Source organism: Cognatishimia sp. MH4019, from assembly GCF_020177595.1.
Lineage (GTDB): Bacteria > Pseudomonadota > Alphaproteobacteria > Rhodobacterales > Rhodobacteraceae > JAHTBL01.
On sequence record NZ_JAHTBL010000016.1, the window covers coordinates 1 to 17,801 of the forward strand.

23 protein-coding genes and 1 tRNA gene are annotated in these 17,801 nt (G+C 57.6%); 7 read left to right on the forward strand and 17 right to left on the reverse strand.

What is annotated here, in order from left to right; genetic code table 11:
* Positions 1–82: 82 nt before the first annotated feature.
* The 6 genes from KUW67_RS17860 to ychF form a co-directional block, all read right to left on the reverse strand.
* Positions 83–565: a hypothetical protein gene (locus tag KUW67_RS17860; RefSeq protein WP_224826700.1), complete on the reverse strand. Its 483-nt coding sequence runs from the start codon at positions 563–565 to the stop codon at positions 83–85.
* Between the two features lie 3 nt (positions 566–568).
* Positions 569–1,759, reverse strand: a complete 1,191-nt coding sequence (locus KUW67_RS17865; RefSeq protein ID WP_224826701.1) for a site-specific integrase — start codon at positions 1,757–1,759, stop codon at positions 569–571.
* A 149-nt stretch (positions 1,760–1,908) separates the two neighbouring features.
* Positions 1,909–1,998 (reverse strand) — tRNA-Ser (locus tag KUW67_RS17870).
* Positions 1,999–2,123: 125 nt separating this feature from the next.
* Positions 2,124–3,497, reverse strand: coding sequence for a LamG domain-containing protein (locus tag KUW67_RS17875; RefSeq protein ID WP_224826702.1), 1,374 nt, complete (start codon positions 3,495–3,497; stop codon positions 2,124–2,126).
* 32 nt (positions 3,498–3,529) lie between these two features.
* Positions 3,530–3,790, reverse strand: a complete 261-nt coding sequence (locus KUW67_RS17880) for a hypothetical protein (RefSeq protein WP_224826703.1) — start codon at positions 3,788–3,790, stop codon at positions 3,530–3,532.
* Positions 3,791–3,928: 138 nt separating this feature from the next.
* Entirely contained in the window at positions 3,929–5,026 is a 1,098-nt protein-coding gene (gene ychF / locus KUW67_RS17885; RefSeq protein WP_224826704.1) for a redox-regulated ATPase YchF, read from the reverse strand.
* A 120-nt stretch (positions 5,027–5,146) separates the two neighbouring features.
* Here ychF and trpA point away from each other — a divergent pair, with 120 nt between their 5' ends.
* Complete coding sequence (gene trpA, locus KUW67_RS17890; RefSeq protein WP_224826705.1) at positions 5,147–5,938, forward strand: tryptophan synthase subunit alpha; 792 nt, start codon at positions 5,147–5,149, stop codon at positions 5,936–5,938.
* 69 nt (positions 5,939–6,007) lie between these two features.
* Here the strand turns inward: trpA and KUW67_RS17895 are convergent, their stop codons facing one another.
* Complete coding sequence (locus tag KUW67_RS17895) at positions 6,008–6,454, reverse strand: MarR family winged helix-turn-helix transcriptional regulator (protein ID WP_224826706.1); 447 nt, start codon at positions 6,452–6,454, stop codon at positions 6,008–6,010.
* On the reverse strand, positions 6,447–7,553 hold the full coding sequence (locus KUW67_RS17900; RefSeq protein ID WP_224826707.1) for a twin-arginine translocation pathway signal protein: 1,107 nt from the start codon (positions 7,551–7,553) through the stop codon (positions 6,447–6,449). Before KUW67_RS17900 ends, KUW67_RS17895 begins: the two co-directional genes overlap by 8 nt.
* Before the next feature lie 154 nt (positions 7,554–7,707).
* On the opposite strand from KUW67_RS17900, the gene KUW67_RS17905 reads away from it, so the two are divergent.
* Positions 7,708–8,874, forward strand: a complete 1,167-nt coding sequence (locus KUW67_RS17905; protein WP_224826708.1) for an alpha-hydroxy acid oxidase — start codon at positions 7,708–7,710, stop codon at positions 8,872–8,874.
* 12 nt (positions 8,875–8,886) lie between these two features.
* Here KUW67_RS17905 and KUW67_RS17910 read toward each other — a convergent pair whose 3' ends face one another.
* The 5 genes from KUW67_RS17910 to KUW67_RS17930 all read right to left on the reverse strand — a co-directional run bounded on the left by KUW67_RS17910 (position 8,887) and on the right by KUW67_RS17930 (position 12,403).
* Positions 8,887–9,528, reverse strand: coding sequence for an NAD(P)-dependent oxidoreductase (locus KUW67_RS17910; RefSeq protein ID WP_224826709.1), 642 nt, complete (start codon positions 9,526–9,528; stop codon positions 8,887–8,889).
* Positions 9,525–9,704, reverse strand: coding sequence for a hypothetical protein (locus KUW67_RS17915; protein ID WP_224826710.1), 180 nt, complete (start codon positions 9,702–9,704; stop codon positions 9,525–9,527). The genes KUW67_RS17910 and KUW67_RS17915 overlap by 4 nt, the downstream gene beginning before the upstream one ends.
* A gap of 84 nt (positions 9,705–9,788) precedes the next feature.
* Positions 9,789–10,526, reverse strand: a complete 738-nt coding sequence (locus KUW67_RS17920) for a MipA/OmpV family protein (protein WP_224826711.1) — start codon at positions 10,524–10,526, stop codon at positions 9,789–9,791.
* Between the two features lie 81 nt (positions 10,527–10,607).
* Entirely contained in the window at positions 10,608–11,756 is a 1,149-nt protein-coding gene (locus KUW67_RS17925) for an MFS transporter (RefSeq protein ID WP_224826712.1), read from the reverse strand.
* A gap of 53 nt (positions 11,757–11,809) precedes the next feature.
* Complete coding sequence (locus KUW67_RS17930; protein ID WP_224826713.1) at positions 11,810–12,403, reverse strand: NAD(P)H-dependent oxidoreductase; 594 nt, start codon at positions 12,401–12,403, stop codon at positions 11,810–11,812.
* Positions 12,404–12,490: 87 nt separating this feature from the next.
* On the opposite strand from KUW67_RS17930, the gene KUW67_RS17935 reads away from it, so the two are divergent.
* Complete coding sequence (locus KUW67_RS17935) at positions 12,491–13,075, forward strand: TetR/AcrR family transcriptional regulator (protein WP_224826714.1); 585 nt, start codon at positions 12,491–12,493, stop codon at positions 13,073–13,075.
* A gap of 60 nt (positions 13,076–13,135) precedes the next feature.
* Here KUW67_RS17935 and KUW67_RS17940 read toward each other — a convergent pair whose 3' ends face one another.
* The gene (locus tag KUW67_RS17940; protein WP_224826715.1) at positions 13,136–13,555 is read right to left on the reverse strand and encodes a VOC family protein; all 420 of its coding nucleotides are present in this window, start codon (positions 13,553–13,555) and stop codon (positions 13,136–13,138) included.
* A 242-nt stretch (positions 13,556–13,797) separates the two neighbouring features.
* Between KUW67_RS17940 and KUW67_RS17945 the strand changes: the two genes are divergently transcribed.
* Positions 13,798–14,268 (forward strand): CreA family protein, encoded by a 471-nt coding sequence (locus KUW67_RS17945; protein ID WP_224826716.1) that lies wholly within the window; start codon positions 13,798–13,800, stop codon positions 14,266–14,268.
* Between the two features lie 116 nt (positions 14,269–14,384).
* A complete protein-coding gene (locus KUW67_RS17950) occupies positions 14,385–15,041 on the forward strand; it encodes a 50S ribosomal protein L25/general stress protein Ctc (RefSeq protein ID WP_224826717.1) in 657 nt (218 codons plus the stop codon).
* A gap of 82 nt (positions 15,042–15,123) precedes the next feature.
* Here the strand turns inward: KUW67_RS17950 and KUW67_RS17955 are convergent, their stop codons facing one another.
* Positions 15,124–15,330, reverse strand: a complete 207-nt coding sequence (locus KUW67_RS17955; protein WP_224826718.1) for a helix-turn-helix transcriptional regulator — start codon at positions 15,328–15,330, stop codon at positions 15,124–15,126.
* A complete protein-coding gene (locus KUW67_RS17960; RefSeq protein WP_224826719.1) occupies positions 15,327–15,734 on the reverse strand; it encodes a hypothetical protein in 408 nt (135 codons plus the stop codon). Before KUW67_RS17960 ends, KUW67_RS17955 begins: the two co-directional genes overlap by 4 nt.
* 383 nt (positions 15,735–16,117) lie before the next feature.
* Here KUW67_RS17960 and KUW67_RS17965 point away from each other — a divergent pair, with 383 nt between their 5' ends.
* Both KUW67_RS17965 and KUW67_RS17970 read left to right on the forward strand, forming a co-directional pair.
* Complete coding sequence (locus tag KUW67_RS17965) at positions 16,118–16,630, forward strand: hypothetical protein (protein WP_224826720.1); 513 nt, start codon at positions 16,118–16,120, stop codon at positions 16,628–16,630.
* Between the two features lie 126 nt (positions 16,631–16,756).
* Positions 16,757–17,170 (forward strand): DUF4232 domain-containing protein, encoded by a 414-nt coding sequence (locus tag KUW67_RS17970; protein WP_224826721.1) that lies wholly within the window; start codon positions 16,757–16,759, stop codon positions 17,168–17,170.
* Position 17,171: 1 nt separating this feature from the next.
* On the opposite strand, the gene KUW67_RS17975 is transcribed toward KUW67_RS17970, so the two are convergent.
* Complete coding sequence (locus KUW67_RS17975; protein ID WP_370635040.1) at positions 17,172–17,651, reverse strand: GNAT family N-acetyltransferase; 480 nt, start codon at positions 17,649–17,651, stop codon at positions 17,172–17,174.
* Positions 17,652–17,801 lie beyond the last annotated feature (150 nt).

A 17,801-nucleotide genomic window follows, 5' to 3' on the forward strand; every position in this document is an offset into this window, starting at 1 on the left:
CTCGCCGTGGCTCTTACGTGTTCCGGGTTTCTGTCTCATCTCCACTCCTTGGTGGTTACGATGTGCCAGAAACCCTCTCTTATCAAATCAACCTAAACTGTCCCATTGGTGCTGACGTCAGACACTCGCTCAGTTCTGCGGTGATCCTGCCTTCAGGAAACCCATTTTCGTAAATCGACTGCGGCTTGATACCTAAGTGTGCATGGATTTGCGCTTCGATGTATTGTTGTTCGGCGGATGGTGTAAAAAATTGCTGAGGTCGATGTAGGAACGCATTTGCCAGCGCCGCTAAACTTTCAAACTCTTCAAGCTCATTACGCGAAAGGGTCGATGAAAGTGAGGTAAAGCCACTGGACTGAACAATTGAGATAACATCTTCACCACATTGACACCCTTCGATCCGACAAGGGGTTATGTTTATTGTGAAGTTCACCTGCCAATCGGTGAAACGAAGGATGTACGGTCCTTTCTCAGAAATCACCGTCTTAAGCGCGTCATAATCAATAGGTCCATTCTGATCATAAGAACTGGGTTCCACGTCAGAAGGCTCAGAAACAAATCTCACTGATCAGCCCCCCATCCGTTCGCAGGAAAACTGTTCGACATACCTAGACCACTGCACCATCAAATCCCGCCGTTTGTCCAGCAAATCAGACCTAGCATAGGCACGCTCCACGTCTGACCCAACCCGATGCGACAGGCTCATTTCGGCTATCTCGCGTGGGGCGCTCGCCTCTTCAGACGCCCAATCGCGGAACGTAGAGCGGAACCCATGCACCGTTACGCTTTCCACGTTCATCCGGCGCAGCAACATCAGCATTGACATGTTCGACAGCGGCTTGTGCCGTTTCTGGCCCTCAAAGACGTAGTCTGACTGCAGTGTCTTCAACGGCTCGATGATCGACAACATTTCATCGGTCAGCGGAACGCGGTGTTCTTCGCCCGTTTTCATCCGCTCTTCGGGGCAGGTCCACAGCCGCGCGTCAAAGTCGATTTCATCCCAGCGCATTCCCAAGACTTCGCTGGTCCGCGATCCGGTCAGGCAGGTGAAGCGCAAGGCATTGGCGGACATAGCATTGCGCCCCTTCAGGTCCGCGTAGAAGGCAGGCACGTCCTGCCAGCGCATCGCCTTATGGTGCTTGGGCTTTGCCTTAACCTTTGGCAGCGCGCCCGCGTCCTTGATCCCGGTGACGGGATTTTCTCCGGACCGGAAGCCCTTGGACTTGGCCACGTCCAGCACTGTCTTGATCCGCTGGGCCAGCCGTTTGGCGGTTTCGTGCTTTTCGGTCCAGATAGGTGACAGGCACATCATGACTTCGGGCTGGTCGATACTGTCCAGCGGCATCCGCCCGATCTTGGGGAAAGCGTAGTCGCGCAGGGTGTTGATCCATTGCTGGCCATGCTTGGCGTTTTTCCACGTCGGCATTCGGTCGATGTGGACCTGCTGGGCGAACTCTTCGAATGTGGGGATTTCGCGCTGGGCGTTGAAACGCGGGTTCAGGCCTTGCTTGGCCATCCGGCGATATTCAAGCGCCCGCTCGCGCGCTTGGTTGATCGTGACGATATCCGCCCCACCCAATCCGAAGTCGGTGCGCAACGGCGCGCCCTTCTTGTTCTTGGCCCCTTTGACCACAACACGCACGATCCAGCGCCGCGCACCGGACGGATCGACCACAAGGTAAAGCCCGTTGCCATCCCCGTGCCGTCCCGGCCCGAGGTTCTCGACCAGCCTCTTTGTCAGTTTGCCAGATAGGGACATCAAAAATACCACTATTCATACCACTCAAGGAACGAATATAGACACCATCGAAGAAAACTCAAGACAAACGACAAAGCGACGAAACGCCAACAAAACAAAGCAAAAGGGCCGCTCAAAGCGGCCCATGCAAACTGTCAAAAATGGTAATGTGGCGGAGACGAAGGGATTCGAACCCTCGAGACGGTTTCCCGCCTACTCCCTTAGCAGGGGAGCGCCTTCGACCACTCGGCCACGTCTCCGCTGCTCGGTCTAAGGATCAAGATAGGGGAAAACAAGGGGTTTTTCGCGACGGGACGAAGCCTACCTCGATACCAGTTCGTCTTGAGCATTTGAACAGCCCATCAGCCGCGGCCCGAGCCTGCGCTCACACGCCAACCAGTTCCACTTGATCAATGCGCAGGGTTCCGTCGACTGTGTCGTCGCAAAGAAAACCAAACGCCTCCAGAGCGTGGCCTTGCAGGTCTGCCGAAAGAGGCGCGCCGAGCGACAAAGCCTCTTCCGGCACAAGCGTCACGGCGCGCCAGTGCGATGCCCCGCGTGTCAAAGGACAGGTGAACGCCTCCACCTCAGACCAGTCTTGTGCAGTATGATCGCCCGTACAATGAAAGTTCGTGGTACTGGCCACCCATCGCCCGCTGATACGCAACAGAACCCGAACCCCAGCGGTCGGAGAAGCGTTGTTCATCACCCATTTGACAGCCCCGACATCTTGCAACGGCAAGGGAGCCTGCAAAAAGCCACCATAGAAGCCTGCCCCGATACCCGCAGCCGAGGGGGATCGAGCAAGATACCCTCCATGCCCCGCGCCGGAGCCTGCAAAGTTATAAACCTCCGGGCTCTGATCTCCGGGTGCACGATCCGTCGTCTCGCTGCAAGTACTGCCTTGAAAGCTGCGCCAGCCCAAATCCCGCGTCGGCACCTTCACACCTGTGCGGAACGCATCATGAAACAGCGGCTGCGAAAGCGGGCGTTCTGCCTGATAGAGGGTGCTGATCTCTGCTTGGGACAAAGCGCGATCCCAGACCCGCAGACCGGCAATCTCGCCATGCAGAAAATTGCCATAGCCCCCCGTCAGACGCACCGCGCCAACCGTGAATTCGGCAGGCGTTGGGTTCAGGCCCGCGGTATAGGGGCGCGGGTTCGCGGGGCCTGTCTGACCCTCGATATCGGTGTAGCGGGGGATTGCTTCGAACCCCCCATCCAGATACGAGCAAATCTGGGACCCGTCATAGGTAAAGACCGCGAAGCGCCAGCCATCGCTTCCATCCGGCGCAATACGGCGGGCGTTCCACGCATAATCACGCATATACGGGTAGCCTGGGGTAACCTGCCCATCCGCGCTTACATGACCGCAAACCCGGTCATCGCCCCCATAAAGCGCAAGATTCACGAAGAGTGCATATTGCCGTTGGGGGTTTTGGGCGTCCTCGGGCCAAATCCCTGCAATTGCGGAGTTTGTATCGCCGCGCCGTCTCACCCAAGCCGCGACCGTAACGCCAGAGGCTGCACCACCCATTTGAAGGGCGCCAACCATGTTTGCGGGGACCGTCAAATGCTGATCCGTTCCATCGAAAGCCAGGCTTGCGACACCGGGTCGAAACCCGTCTGGCTTGCGCACAGGCGCGCTGGCCACCGTCGCAAGATTTAAGGCGAGACCATTTTGCTGATCGACATAGGGCAACGCCGCCTCGGCGAAATTCCAAGCGGCGACGGGACCTTTTAAGGGAGATGAAGCCATTGGCGCAGCCAGCGACACGCCAACCGAAAGGTCTACCATAGGCCGACAATTCCGGTCGCCGTCGTCCCGGTCGCGAAGATCTTGATCGCGCGGATCGGAAAGGCCGAGCCTGCCGCGATATGAAGCGTTAGCGTATCGCCATCGACCGTTGTTACTGCCACGTAACCCGTTGTCGCAACATTCAATGCACGCGTTGCTGTGGGAAGGCTTTGCCCGTCATCCGGGGTGATCGTCGCGCCACCAGACGGAGGAGATTGCAGCGTATTACCATAGTTTTTGAAACGGTCGCTCACGGGTGGCACCTCTTGCTTTGCGCGGGCGTCAGGCCCGGTCGCGTCAAAGCGAAAGTCTCCCCCAAGGGTCCTGCGAGTGCGTTAAGCAACCGTACCGGGCAATTGAAGCAAGGTTAACAGTCCGCAGAGATCCGTGCGTCAGGTGTTGAACAAGAAGTGCAGCACATCGCCGTCTTTGACCGTATAGCCCTTGCCTTCGGCACGCATCTTGCCCGCTTCCTTGGCCGGTTGCTCGCCCCCAAGCGAGACGAAGTCCTCATAGGCAATCGTTTCAGCACGGATAAAGCCCTTCTCGAAATCGCCATGGATCACACCAGCGGCTTGCGGCGCCATGGTACCGGTTTTGATCGTCCAGGCGCGGGCCTCTTTGGGGCCGACTGTGAAGTACGTCTCAAGATGCAGCAGCTCGTATCCTGCGCGGATCAGACGGTCCAGACCGGCCTCGGCCAGTCCCATTTCCTCAAGGAACATCGCCGCTTCTTCGGCGTCCAACTGGCTGATCTCTTCCTCGATCTGTGCCGAGATCACCACATGCGCAGCCCCCTGCTCTGCCGCCATCTCGGCCACCTTGGCGGAGAACGCATTGCCCTCAGCCGCCGACCCTTCGTCCACATTGCAGACGTAAAGAATGGGCTTCGTCGTCAGAAGCTGTAGCATCTTCCATGCCTTCGCATCTTCCGCGTCCACGTCCACAACGCGCGCGGGCTTGCCGTCTTCCAGAACCGCCAGCGCCTCTTTCAAAAGCCGCTCCTGCTGCACCGCTTCCTTGTCACCACCGCGCACCTTGCGCGACAGGTTCTGCAAACGCCGCTCGATGCTTTCGATATCCGACAACATCAATTCGGTCTCAATCGTCTCCGCATCGGCAATCGGGTCTACGCGGCCTTCCACATGCGTGACATCGCCATCCTCAAAGCAACGCAGCACATGGGCAATCGCATCCACCTCGCGGATATTGGCCAGAAACTGGTTGCCAAGGCCTTCGCCCTGAGACGCGCCTTTCACAAGCCCCGCGATATCGACAAAGGTCATCCGCGTCGGGATCACCGATTTGCTTTGCGCGATCTCGGCCAGCGTATCCAGCCGCGCATCGGGCACCGCAACTTCACCGACATTGGGCTCGATGGTGCAAAACGGGAAATTCGCGGCTTGCGCGGCGGCCGTCTTGGTCAGCGCGTTGAACAGTGTCGACTTGCCCACATTCGGCAGTCCCACAATTCCCATCTTAAAGCCCATACCGGCCTCCATATCCTTGGTTGCGCCCCCTTTAGAACGTCCCCCAAAAACACGCAACGAGGATTGAGTTCGCCTGCGATTTCCGGCAACAGAGCAAAAGCACATGCCAAGGACGCCGCTATGACTCGCATCGACGCCAAATTCGCTGAACTGAAGGCCGCAAACCGCAAGGCTTTCGTGGCCTATGTCATGGCAGGTGATCCCGATTACGACACGTCGCTCGAACTGGTCAAAGGCCTGCCCGGTGCGGGCGTTGATATCATTGAACTTGGTCTGCCCTTCACCGATCCGATGGCCGATGGCTCCACCATCCAACTGGCGGGGCAGCGCGCGCTTGAAGGGGGGCAAACCCTCGACAAGACACTGCAAATTGCGCGCGAGCTACGCACAGACGATGACACGACCCCTATTGTGATGATGGGATATTACAACCCAATCTACTCGCGCGGGGTCGAAACCTTTCTCAAGCAAGCGAAAGAAGCCGGGATAGACGGGCTCATCATCGTGGACTTGCCCCCCGAAGAGGATGTCGAGCTATGCATCCCCGCCCAGAAAGCTGGCCTCAACTTCATTCGACTGGCCACGCCAACGACCGATGACAAACGCCTGCCGACGGTGCTGCAGAACACCTCCGGTTTCGTCTACTACGTCTCGATCACTGGCATCACGGGAGCTGCCGAAGCGCAAGCCACCGACGTCGCACCAGAGGTCGCGCGCATCAAGGCGCAAACCGATTTGCCTGTGATCGTCGGTTTCGGCATCAAAACGCCAGACGCCGCTGAAAGCATCGCGGGCGTTGCCGACGGCGCTGTTGTCGGATCCGCCATCGTCAGCGAACTGGCGTCTGGCAAGCCGGTGTCAGAGGTGCTGGATTTCGTGAAGTCCTTAGCCGACGGCGCGCACCGCGCTTAGCCATAGAATGGCTGCTAAGCTCAGCTTAAAGCCAGAGCGCGTCTGCTCGACGCACTGAATGTAGGTTTGCTAATCGCGCAAACCGTCCATCTCCTCGCGCAATGCTTGCAACCCCGGTAATAACGCCTCGGCCTGCGCAGGCGGGAAAATCGCCGCAATCCGAGCGACATCAGGCGCCAATAGCCCAATCGCATCTTCGCGAAACACGCGGCCTTCCTTTGTGATAAATACCTGCTTGCTGCGCTTGTCTTTCGGGTTCGGCTCCATGCGCACGTATCCGTGCCGCTCCAGGCCCGCCAATGTATGCGTCATCGTTGTCTTGGGCTGCTGAAACGCGCGCGCCAGTTTCAGCGGGGTTGCGCCATCACCGACCCGCACCAAGTGGTTGAGAACCGAGAAATGCGACACCATCAGCCCCTTGGGCAAGCGCGCTTCAAACATCGCGCGGCTCAGCTGTTCAATGATCGCAATCTCATTGAACAGCGCGAAATAAAGACCGGTCGTCTTGTCAGGCATTCTTCAGTTTAGCATCCAATGGCCACCGCGGGGTCTGCGGCGTTTGCGGACCGTAGCCCAAGCGCCCCAGCATTTGAACCACTTCGCCATCCGCACCCATCAGGTCTTGCGCACGGGCATAGACATCGGCCATCTCGGGGAATTCCTGCAAGCATTGACTGATCGGATGCAGCGCCACCCCGGCCAAGGTCGTCGCAAGGTTCAAGCGAAGCCACTGCCGCCCCGCATCCAACTGCTCCAACCGGCTGTTGCCGGGCGTCGTGATAACGGCATAGGCGGGCGTTGCTTGCAGCATCTCTTCATAGATCGACACGCCGGTCTTGAAGGACATGCTTTCGGGGTTCATCTGCGCCTCAGGCGTGATTTGACCTGCCAGCATGAGCGCTTCCAGAAACGGCCCGCCCAGATCAATACCATCGGGGGTCGCGTTAATCTCGGCCTTGCCGAAGCGCATCAGATCAACGCTTTCCTTCATCGTATGCGGTGTTCGCGCCTCAATCTGCCAAGCCTCCCAACTCAGCGCCTTGATGTTCTGAACCTCTTCCTTGTCCGTCACGATCTTTGCATAGGGCTGCAATGCCTCGACAACCTCACCTGCCAATGCCCGGTCCTCAAACGGCTCTTTGCAGGACCGCCGTGTCATGATGCCATCAGCCAACGGGTCCGGCTCTGTCCCCTCCGAGAACACGATATCCGCCACGATCATGTCGCCGCCTTCGGGAAATAACGTGATCTGGGTGGTGTAGCCATCTTGAGCAGCGGCGATACGCAACAGCTCCAGAAAGCAGCCCATGCTGATTGTTAGCTGCCGGTCAAACGGGTCCGTCTCCGGCAGGTTCAGCGCGGGATCCCGGTGCAGACGAATACGGTCCACGCCAATCAGTTCTGCTATCCAAGGCTGGAGATTATGCGCGCTTGGCGCGAGCAACGCATAAGACAGCGCCCGCTGGCGGGGGTCGGAATATCCGCCTGCAAGCCGCCATGGCTCCAACGCTTTTCTGGGGGTGCGTGTGGCAACAAAACCGGCAGCCGAAGCGCTGGCGGCCAAGACAGTTCCACCTCCGATCAGGGCAATGACTTTGCGACGAGATAGGGGCATTCGGGTCTCCATTGGGCTAAGTAATTCGACATCGCACTATATGGTACGATATCGAATTATATGCAATCCCTTTCCCTGCGCTTTTCTGTCTATTGCCCGAAACGCGCCAAATCGGTAAGCAGACTTAACCAATATCGCCCGTTAGGACAGCATAATGCCCGTCATTACTGAAATCGAAGACCTCAAGCGCATCTACAAACGGCGTGTGCCAAAGATGTTCTACGACTACGCTGAAACGGGCAGTTGGACTGAACAGACCTTCCGAGAAAACTCCTCTGATTTCGACAAGCTCCGTTTACGCCAACGCATCGCCGTCGACATGACCGGTCGCAACACAGCCACTAAAATGGTTGGGCAGGACGTCAGTATGCCCGTCGCTCTTGCGCCAGTAGGCCTGACCGGCATGCAGCATGCTGATGGCGAAATCCTTGCTGCCAAAGCAGCCGAGAAGTTCGGCGTGCCTTTCACGCTCTCGACAATGTCGATCTGTTCAATTGAAGACGTGGCCGAGAATACCGAAAAACCCTTCTGGTTTCAGGTCTACACCTTGAAAGATGATGATTTCATGCGTCGTCTAGTGGACCGTGCGAAGGCAGCAAACTGTTCGGCCCTTGTTATCACGGTCGATCTACAAATCATGGGTCAACGTCACAAAGATCTGAAGAACGGCCTCTCTGCCCCGCCCAAACTGACCCTCAGGTCCATGGCCAACCTCGCCACAAAAGTGCCGTGGGGTCTTGAGATGCTGCAAACCAAACGGCGCTTCTTTGGCAATATCGTAGGCCATGCAAAAGGCGTCTCCGATCCCGCGTCATTGTCTTCTTGGACTGCCGAGGCGTTCGACCATTCGCTGGATTGGGAACGGATCAAGTTCCTGCGCTCGCTTTGGGACGGCCCCGTGATCCTTAAAGGCATCCTTGATGTCGAAGACGCCAAGATGGCCGCCAATGTTGGCGCAGACGCCATCGTTGTCTCAAACCATGGTGGCCGCCAACTGGATGGCGCACTCAGTTCAATCCGGATGCTCTCATCTATTGTCGAGGCGGTCGGCGACAAGATCGAGGTCCATCTCGACAGTGGCATCCGCTCTGGTCAGGATGTGCTCAAAGCAATAGCGATGGGCGCGAAAGGCACTTATATCGGCCGCGCTTTCGTCTATGGCCTTGGTGCCATGGGCGAGAAAGGCGTGACAAAAGCGCTTGAGACGATCCACAAGGAGCTCGACACCACAATGGCGCTTTGCGGTCGCCGCGACGTGCATGATCTGGATCGCAGCAATCTATTGATCCCTAAAGGTTTTGAGGGCGACTGGGTCGAATAGCCCGCCGCCTCGTTACCGCGCCAAAACAACGTCGGCGCGGATATCAAGAGCCTCCTCGGCTGCGTTGATCAGATACACCGCAACATCCGCGCGCGAGATCAAACCATTACGCCATTCAGACGGATCGCGCAGCACTTTGAACTGACCCGTCTTCGCATTATTGCGCAGGATCACAGGGCGCACGATGGTCCAATCGACATCAGACTGCATCAGCAACTCTTCCTGACGATCCTTGTCTTCATAAGGCTTGCCGAGAATGGCGCGATGCCCGGCGCGTTCGATGAAACTCATCGCGGACTTGCTGCGCCCGGCTCCAAAGCCCGTCACAACGATCAAGCGCTGTACATCTGACGCGGCCATCTGCGCCAGCAAAACGCGTGTACTGTCCGAAAAAAGCGTCACTTCCTTCCACAGCATCGACACGCTTTCTTCTATCCCCAAGCAATAGACAACAGCCTCCATACCCGCAATGGCCCGCGCTACATCATCGGGTTGCAACGCATCACCCGGGCATAGCTCTAGACCATCCCGCGGCGCCATCTCGCCCGCGCTTCGGGCAAAGGCGCGCACTGAATGGCCCCGCTCCAGCGCTTCATCAACGGCCAGCTTCCCGATCCCCGAGGTCGCGCCGAACACAACGATCCGTTTGCTCAATTCAACATGTCCTCAAAAAGAGAGTGGTATTTGCGATGCTGCGAACCATCACGCTCAAGGTTCAATGCGCCGCGCTGACGGTCAGTCTCCCACGGCGCATCTTTAAGTTTATTGGCGGCAGCAGTCTCACTCGGGCGGTCCAAACGCGCCGCGAGCTTGGATAAAGATTGTGTCATGATCTCTCCTTGGTGACAGGGCGGGCACCGATGCCCGCTGACTTGGAAGGTCTTGAGAGAACGACAAGATAGGGCGTTGGTTCCCTAGAACGACAGCTGAACGCCAACAAAGCCCGAAGTGACGGTATCATCCTCGACAATCGGGCTATCCGTGACCTCGTCCGGCAGGAACTCCACCTTGACCGATCCGACAAGCCGCGCTGCTTGAGATAGAGGAAAACCGGATGACAAAGACACATAAGGCGTGACCGACGCATCTACATCGTATTCCGAACGATCCGCTGTCGCCTCGCGGCCCTCGACGCCGTAAAGATACGAGCCCAAACCTTCGCTTTTCCACGACATACCGCCCGTTACGCTCAACGGAACTGCGCCCAGCGCCAGTCCTGTCGAGACAGACAGATCAAACTCGCGACCGTCATGCTCGCCTGTCAACTCTTGCAACACCCTTGCCGACAAAGCAGTGCTTTCGCCCAGCGCGTAAGAAAAGCTCAACCCGCCATCCAGAGTGATTTCGCGATCAATGCCGTCCAGTTCATCACTGTCGGGATCACTCAGCGCTGTAAAACGCGGCAGCAAAATAGCCTCTGCAGTGATGGGCGCACCACGATAAAGGTCAATTCCAGCTCCGTCCGTGCCAACCCGCCAACCGTCGCCCTGATAACGCAGGATCGGCACAGCACCAAAATCGGTCTCGTCCTCACCGATATAGGGGTTTGACGAAACCGATGCGCCCAGACCAAAGCTGAACCCTTCCTGTGCCAAAGCGGTGCCGGCCGCAGAAACGGTCAGCAAACAGGCAAGAGGCGCGGCATAGCGCATGGGAACTCTCCATCAAGGTGTCGCAACTTACGAACACCAGTGCTTTTTAGATAGGATTCTTTCGTCCGCTGCCTAGGGCCTTCAGCCCCGTGCCTCACGGCGCAACCCTTTGAGCAACGCAATCGGGATGAGAGAGACGATCAACAATCCGCCTACCACCATGAACGCGACAGGTAGACCTGCAAATTCCGACAGCAGTCCCATCATCGGCGGGCCGAGGAAAAAGCCGGAAAAGCCAATGACCGCAGTGCGCGAAATCGCATGGGTCCGCGGGCCAGGACCAACGCTTTGCCCGACCATCGCCAGCGCGGTCGGTGCGATCACCGATACGCCAAGGCCAAGAATACCAAAGCCGATATAGGCCTGCAGGGGGGACACAGCCGCCGCAGCTAGAAACGCACCACAAGACGACACAATAGCGGCCAGCCCGATCAGCACCGCGTTATCAATCCGCTCCGAAATCAGCTGACCGGTCAGCCGCCCAACACCCATCGTCAGCCCCAGCATCGTCGGCCCCAACGCCCCTTGCATCGCATTACCACCAAGCGAGCGTTCCACATGCAGCGCCGACCAGCTTTCGCTGGCCGCTTCCGTCATGAAGGCGATCATCACCACGATGCCGCCCAACACGACCGCGCCAAGCGGGTAGCCCAGACCCTTAGGGTTGTCCGCCTCTGCCTGCGCCACGGGCATTTGCATCCAGCGGGTCGCAAGCGCGATCAACGCCAACAAACCTGCGAACATGACAATCGGCGGCAACTCGGCAGCCCGCACAAGCCCCGTGACAAAGGCAGACGCCGCATAGGCGAACGAGAACATCGCGTGATTGAGGTTCATCAAGGATCGACGCTCTGCCGCCTCCAACTCGCTCACCCGCGCATTCATCACGATGTCTAGCAAACCAGAGGCGAAAGCGACCCAAAGCATTGCCAGCGCGAAGGTTAGCGGCACGCCTGCGACACCCGGAAAGAGAAAGCCGATCCCCAGAAAGAGCGCACCGACAGGCATCGCGCGCGCAGCCAAGCGGCTGTCCAACGCAGGGGCCACCAGCATCGCGCTCATCAATCCGATGGCCGAGACAGACAGGATCATCCCAAACAGCGCATCGGACGCGCCGATTTCGTCTTTCAGGTCAGGCACGAACGCCGCAAACGATCCCCAAAGCACCCCCATTGACGCAAAAGCCAAGGCGGGCGCACGGGACAGGGAAAGATCACGACGTAGCGACATGACCAATTCGTTCGCACGGCCCAAACTCCGGGTCTAGAGGGAATCGTGCGCGTCTACCGCCCCTCAGCGCCCAATTGCGCAACCTCTTTCAACCATCTCTCGACAGCGCCGTCCTTGGGATGACTGGCCGGCGCAAAATTTGTCACCCGCGCTGGCTTCATGCCGACAAACTCAAAGATCTGCCCTTTGATCTGACGCATCAGCGCTTTGCGGTAGAGCAGTCCGAAATAGAGTGTCGGCGTGTCGGAAGTCACGAAAGCCCGCGCCGAACGCCCTGTCAGTAAAGGCAAGGGCATACCGATGGCCGTCGTTTTACGGGTATCAAACGCCCATCCGGGCTGAAATGTGCGGTCGAAAAGCCCTTTCAGCTTGGCAGGCAGTCCGCCCCACCACATCGGCGTGCTCATCATGAAATGCTCCGCCCAATCCACATCTGTCCGAAGCGCGATCAGATCAGCCTCCAAAGGCTTTTGCGCGTCATATCCCGCGACGCCGTTATCCGGATCAAACGACAGGTCGCGAAGATGCGTGATGCGCACCTCATGTCCTGCGGCCTGTGCCGCCTCAGCATAGGTTTCAGCGATCGTCCGGCTCAAAGACGTCTCAGCAGGATGGCCGTTCAGCACAAAAATGCGTTTCGCGGGCATGGGTGTGTCCTTCGATAAGAATCAAAAACTGACCACGGTCATATTTCTAAAATTGACCACGGTCAATTAACTTTATATGAACCCTCCATGTTAAAGCCGATCCAAAACCGAACGCGCGCGACACGCGCTAGGCTGATCGAAACCGCGCAAGGTATCATCGCTGCCAAAGGCTATGGCGCACTGCGCGTTGAAGAGGTGGTGCAAACCGCTGGTGTCGCGAAAGGTACTTTCTTTGCCCATTTCGCAGGTAAGGACGGCCTGATGGAGCTAATGATCGGCGCCCAGATCGACGCCTTCTTGGATGAAGCGGAGACCTGGCCTGCCCCTCAAACCATTGACGATCTGATCACACAAATCATGCCGCTGATCCAATTCATGACGTCCGAGCGCTATGTCTTCGACGTGATCCTTCGCCATTCCGGCGCCGCCGCGCGTGAAGAGATCGGCCCAATTGCTCAAACCTTTACCCGTCAAGTTGATGTGGTCTCGCGCTGGCTGTCTGACAGCCCCTTCCGAAAAGACATCTCAGGATATCTTTTGGCCGAGGGAATTCAAGCCTTCTCGGTGCAGGCGATGGCCTTGCATTTTTGCGCCGTCAACAACAGCGAAACGATGGAGGACCGGCTCCGCATCTACCTAGACGCTTGGCTCAATCCACGCCTCGCAAGTTAGCTGACCCGATGATTTGACGAAGGCGGGATCGACGAACTCTATAGCTCTCAACGATCACCCTCAGCCCGTAACCTGCTGATGCACCTCAATCACATTGCCCTCGGGATCCATGAAAAAGACCTGATGCCATTCCTTCGCGAAAGCCGTTCCGCAATCCGAATAAGGAATGCCGCGCGCATCCAGCACCGCAAGAAATGCTGCCAGATCGTCCGTGCGAAACGCGATATGGCCCCGGTCCACCGGGTTAATCACCTGGCCGTTTTTAAACGCCACATCCAGCGCTCGCTCGGCCAGATGCATCTGCATGCCGCCATCCGTGGCAAAGCGGATCTTGCCGCTATAGCCTGCATCCTTGGTCTCTTCGGTGCGCGGGAATTGCGTGATTGGCATATCCTCCAACCCCAAAACGTTGGTGTAGAATTCATGCATCCGGTCAACGTCTTCCGAGACGAAATTGATATGGTGAAATTCCAGTTTCATCGCGCGACCTTTCTTTTGGACATCATGCGCTTACCCTAGCTGGGCGAAGGCTTGCGCATCAAACAAGTCCAATGCTGCCACCAACAGTGGGAACAAAATCATCGGCGCAGCTGTTTGTCAGCGTTACTTCGAAAACGCATGACATCATGTTGTTCAACAGAAAGATACCCAATGAGAAGCATCATCTACATTGTCGGCCTCATCGTAGTCGTTCTTGCCATCCTGTCGTTCCTCGGCCTGCGATGATCCTCACTGGACTTTTAAAGCAAAGCAAAGCGCTTGCCTGCACGGTGATCCTACTCCCTTCCACCGCGGTGGCGGAAACCGTGGGCAATGTCGATGTGGACTGGCTGGGCAATGACATCGTGATCGAAGCCTTCGCCGATCCGGAAGTTGAAGGCGTCACCTGCCACGTCGCTTACTTCGAACGTGGCATCATCGACCGGCTGCAAAATGGCAACTGGTTCGAGGATCCATCGAACTCATCCATTGCGTGTCGCCAGACCGGTCCCATTTCGCTCGGCAATATCAACCGCTCGGATGAAGGCGAAAGCGTCTTCTCCGAGCGTCGCTCGATCATCTGGAAATCGCTCAACGTGAAACGTATTTTCGACGAAGGCAATCAAACACTAATCTACATCGCCCATGCGCGCGAAGTCCAAAACGGATCGGCGAAAATGTCGATCTCCACCGTGCCTTTGTTCGATCAGTAATCCCAGCCATCAAACCGCCGATAAAGCTCTTCCCAACTCTGAAAGACTCGTTTATACGCGCGGCTTCACGGGACATACACCCTTGGAGGATGTCCCATAACCTGAAAGGAAATACCATGGCTGGTGAGATCCCTGATCTTCACGCCGAGGTACGGACGGGGACAGGCAAGGGGGCCGCTCGTCAAGCTCGCCGTGATGGCGCCGTACCTGGCATTGTTTATGGTGGCGGAGTTGACCCGCTGCCCATCAATATCCCCTTCAACGTACTTCTCAAGCGCCTCAAAGCGGGCCGCTTCTTGTCGACGCTCTTCAATATGAAGGTTGAAGGCCACGACGATGTGCGTGTGATCTGCCGTAACGTGCAGCGCGATGTTGTCAAAGACCTTCCGACGCATGTCGACTTCATGCGTCTGAACCGGAATACGAAGATCAACCTCTTCATCCCGGTCGAGTTTGAAAACGAAGACGCCGCACCAGGCATCAAATCGGGCGGTGTTCTCACCATTGTGCGTCCCGAGGTTGAGCTTGTCGTGACCGCCGGTGACATCCCCGAGCAACTGACCGTCGATCTGACGGGTCTGGAAATTGGTGATACTGTGACCATCTCGAACATCACGCTGCCGACGGGCGCCAAGCCCACCATCGACCGCGACTTCGTGATCGCCAACATTCAGGCCCCCTCGGGTCTGCGTGCGGCCGACGACGAAGAGGACGATGGCGACGAGAGCGCAGAAGTGCCGACCGTCGACGAGACCGAGGCCACCGAGGAGTAATCCTCGACCCTCTTACATTATCGCAAAACGGGGCCATTCGCGGCCCCGTTTTTTTATGCCAAGACCAAAGGCCTGCAAAGCATCACGCTTCGCCGTCTAGCTCGAACAGATCATGGACGCTGACGTCCAATTCCTCCGCCAAGCGGAGGGCAAGCACAGTCGAGGGCACAAAAACGCGGTTCTCTACCGTGTTGATCGTTTTGCGCGATACACCCACCGCTTCAGCCAATTGCGCTTGCGTCATTCCCGCGGCTTTGCGCCGCTCGGCCAGATGCGTGATCAGGCTCACATCCGGCCCCGCAAGTCGAACCAGACGAACAGCAAAAGAAAGGTCGCGCCGGTCAAGGTGCCCATTGAGGCGAAGACAACGGGCAGTTCGATCAAGTCAAGCGACAGCGGTACAGAGAAAGCCGGATACATGAAAATGGCGACCCAGAACGCGATCTGCTGCGCTCGCCCGCTATCGGCGTAATAGCTTTCATCCATCGCGCGCTCGGTGTTGGCGTCCCCGACCGCCGCACCGGTGGCCCACAAAACGACCCCTGACATCACGCCTAGCCCGCCGGGGATCCAGGCGGAAAACGGCTCCGGATTGCCCGTGAGCAAAGCCATAATCGCATAGAGCAGACAGGCCAACCCCGTCAGACCAAACATGATAATCCGTGTATTCGAGAATGTCTCCGCGCTCAGCATCATCGCCTCCATGTAACTCTAGGGTTACATTTAGGATAGAGAAAAAGTAACGTCAAGGTTACTTTTCATTTTTCTAAGCCGCCCTGCCCTTCACACCAAAACCGCTCTGCGACACCCTAGCGCAAGAAAGGGCCCTGCAATACCATACTATTTTTGTCAGTTATTCCACAGCAACCGATTGTCGGCAGCGAATCCAGTTTCCCCCTTTCGGGGTGACCTGTAAGATCTGCGCCGGTTCGCCCGCGCGTCTTACCGTCTCCCCGGAAACGAGCAGAGAGCGCCGCGATGATCCAACGACTTTTTCATCGACTTCAGATCAATCCCCCGGCTCTCGACCCGGTCAGGATTTCGTGCCGCATCGACAACATCAGAGAGCCCCTCTGATGGCACCGCACGAGAACCGACCGACCCGCTGTTGCGGTGCGCAAAATGCGTTTCCCCGACTGGCGCGCACCGACCAATTGAACCCGTTCGAACGCAATATTTTGGCCGTTGCGCGCCATTTTTTCCAAACCTTCGCCTGTCCCGCTGGCCAAATCTGGATCGAGGGCTTCAGACAAGCCGATCAGCTTTTCGCCCCCCATGATGCTGCCCAACATGCGTTCGGAACGTTGAATACCGTGCAAAAGATGCGCATCGCGCGCAAATCAACCTTCAAGTTCTCCAATCCGTTATGCCCCGGCTGTGCCAGCCTGTTGACCGAAAACGAACGGCAACTGACCTCGGCCCTTGCCGCCGTCCGCACTAGTCAACGCAGCGCCGCCCATGTTCATGCGATGTTGCTCACCGAAGGAAATGACCCGCAGCCGATGCTGCTCGCCATGCACAGGCTTTGCGATTTCGCGGCGCACGAAAGGCAAACTCACGACCATGTCGGGACGTCCGGCGCGGTCTGACATAGTCGCAGGGCTTTGGGCGAAAGGGCTCTGCGGCATCCCCGTGCGTTCAGCGCGCATCCAACGCAAAGGCGTGTTGGACAGTATCGGCTGAACGTCACACTCACCCCAAGGATCGGAGACCGCATGCCTCTCAAGTACCCCCTGACCGCAGCAGCCCTCAGTGCAAGCCTCGCCACCACGGCGGCTGCGGATTACATGCTAACCCTGCAAGACACCGGGATGCGGTCCTACTACTGCACCATCACCGTGAGCCTGACCAACACCACCGATACCCCTTTGACCGAAGTGAACGGGCATTTCTTTTCCTTCTTGGGGGAAGAACAAGTTGGCCGCAGCAAAGGCGCGTCCTTTCTTAATATCGCACCCGGTGACAGTGCCGAAGCAGTGTTCGAGACGCCCAACGCGCCGTGCGACGAGGTCACCTCCTACCGCTTCATTATCGGGGCCTGCCGCATCGACAGCAGCTTCATCAACAAAGCCGATTGCGCCACGCTGATTGATGCTACGGAGCCGATCTCTGGCTCCGAAGGATTCTGACCTAAGCCTTCGAGACGTCCTTGCGCATTGTCAGCGACGTGGTCTGCGCATATCCTGGGTGCCGCGTCTCTGCCGTGACCGCGAACCCCAACTTGGCGAAAGCTGCGTGGTTCTCGGTTAGCTCGACCCGCGATTGCAGCTCAAGCGTCCCCAGCCCCAAGGCCAGTGCTCGCGTTTCTGCCAGATCAACGAGGCGCCGCGCGAACCCCGTGCCACGATAGGCCGTCGCAACTGTCAGCTTGCTCAGATAAAGGCGGTTCGGTTTGGGTGTCAGGAACACGCACGCCACGGGCTCACTGCCACAAACCCACACCTCGCCAGTGCGGGCCTGCTTGGCGATCTTCGCAACCGTCAGGTCATGCATCGAGGAAGGCGGATCAATACGACCCTCCATCCCGGCAAAGCCAATCCGGATCAACGCCAAGATGGCGGGCAACCGCGGATCATCGGCGCCGCATTGCTCTGGAACCACGCCCATCATGGGCAAAGGCTGGCAGGAAACGACGCGTTGCGCAACGCTGGACGATGTCCGCAGAACATCTGCATGGCCTGCACAGAGTATTTTGTGGCTCTGGACACTAGTGTCTAGACAGATGTCATACACTTCCCTAGCGTCCTGCAAACACGTTTC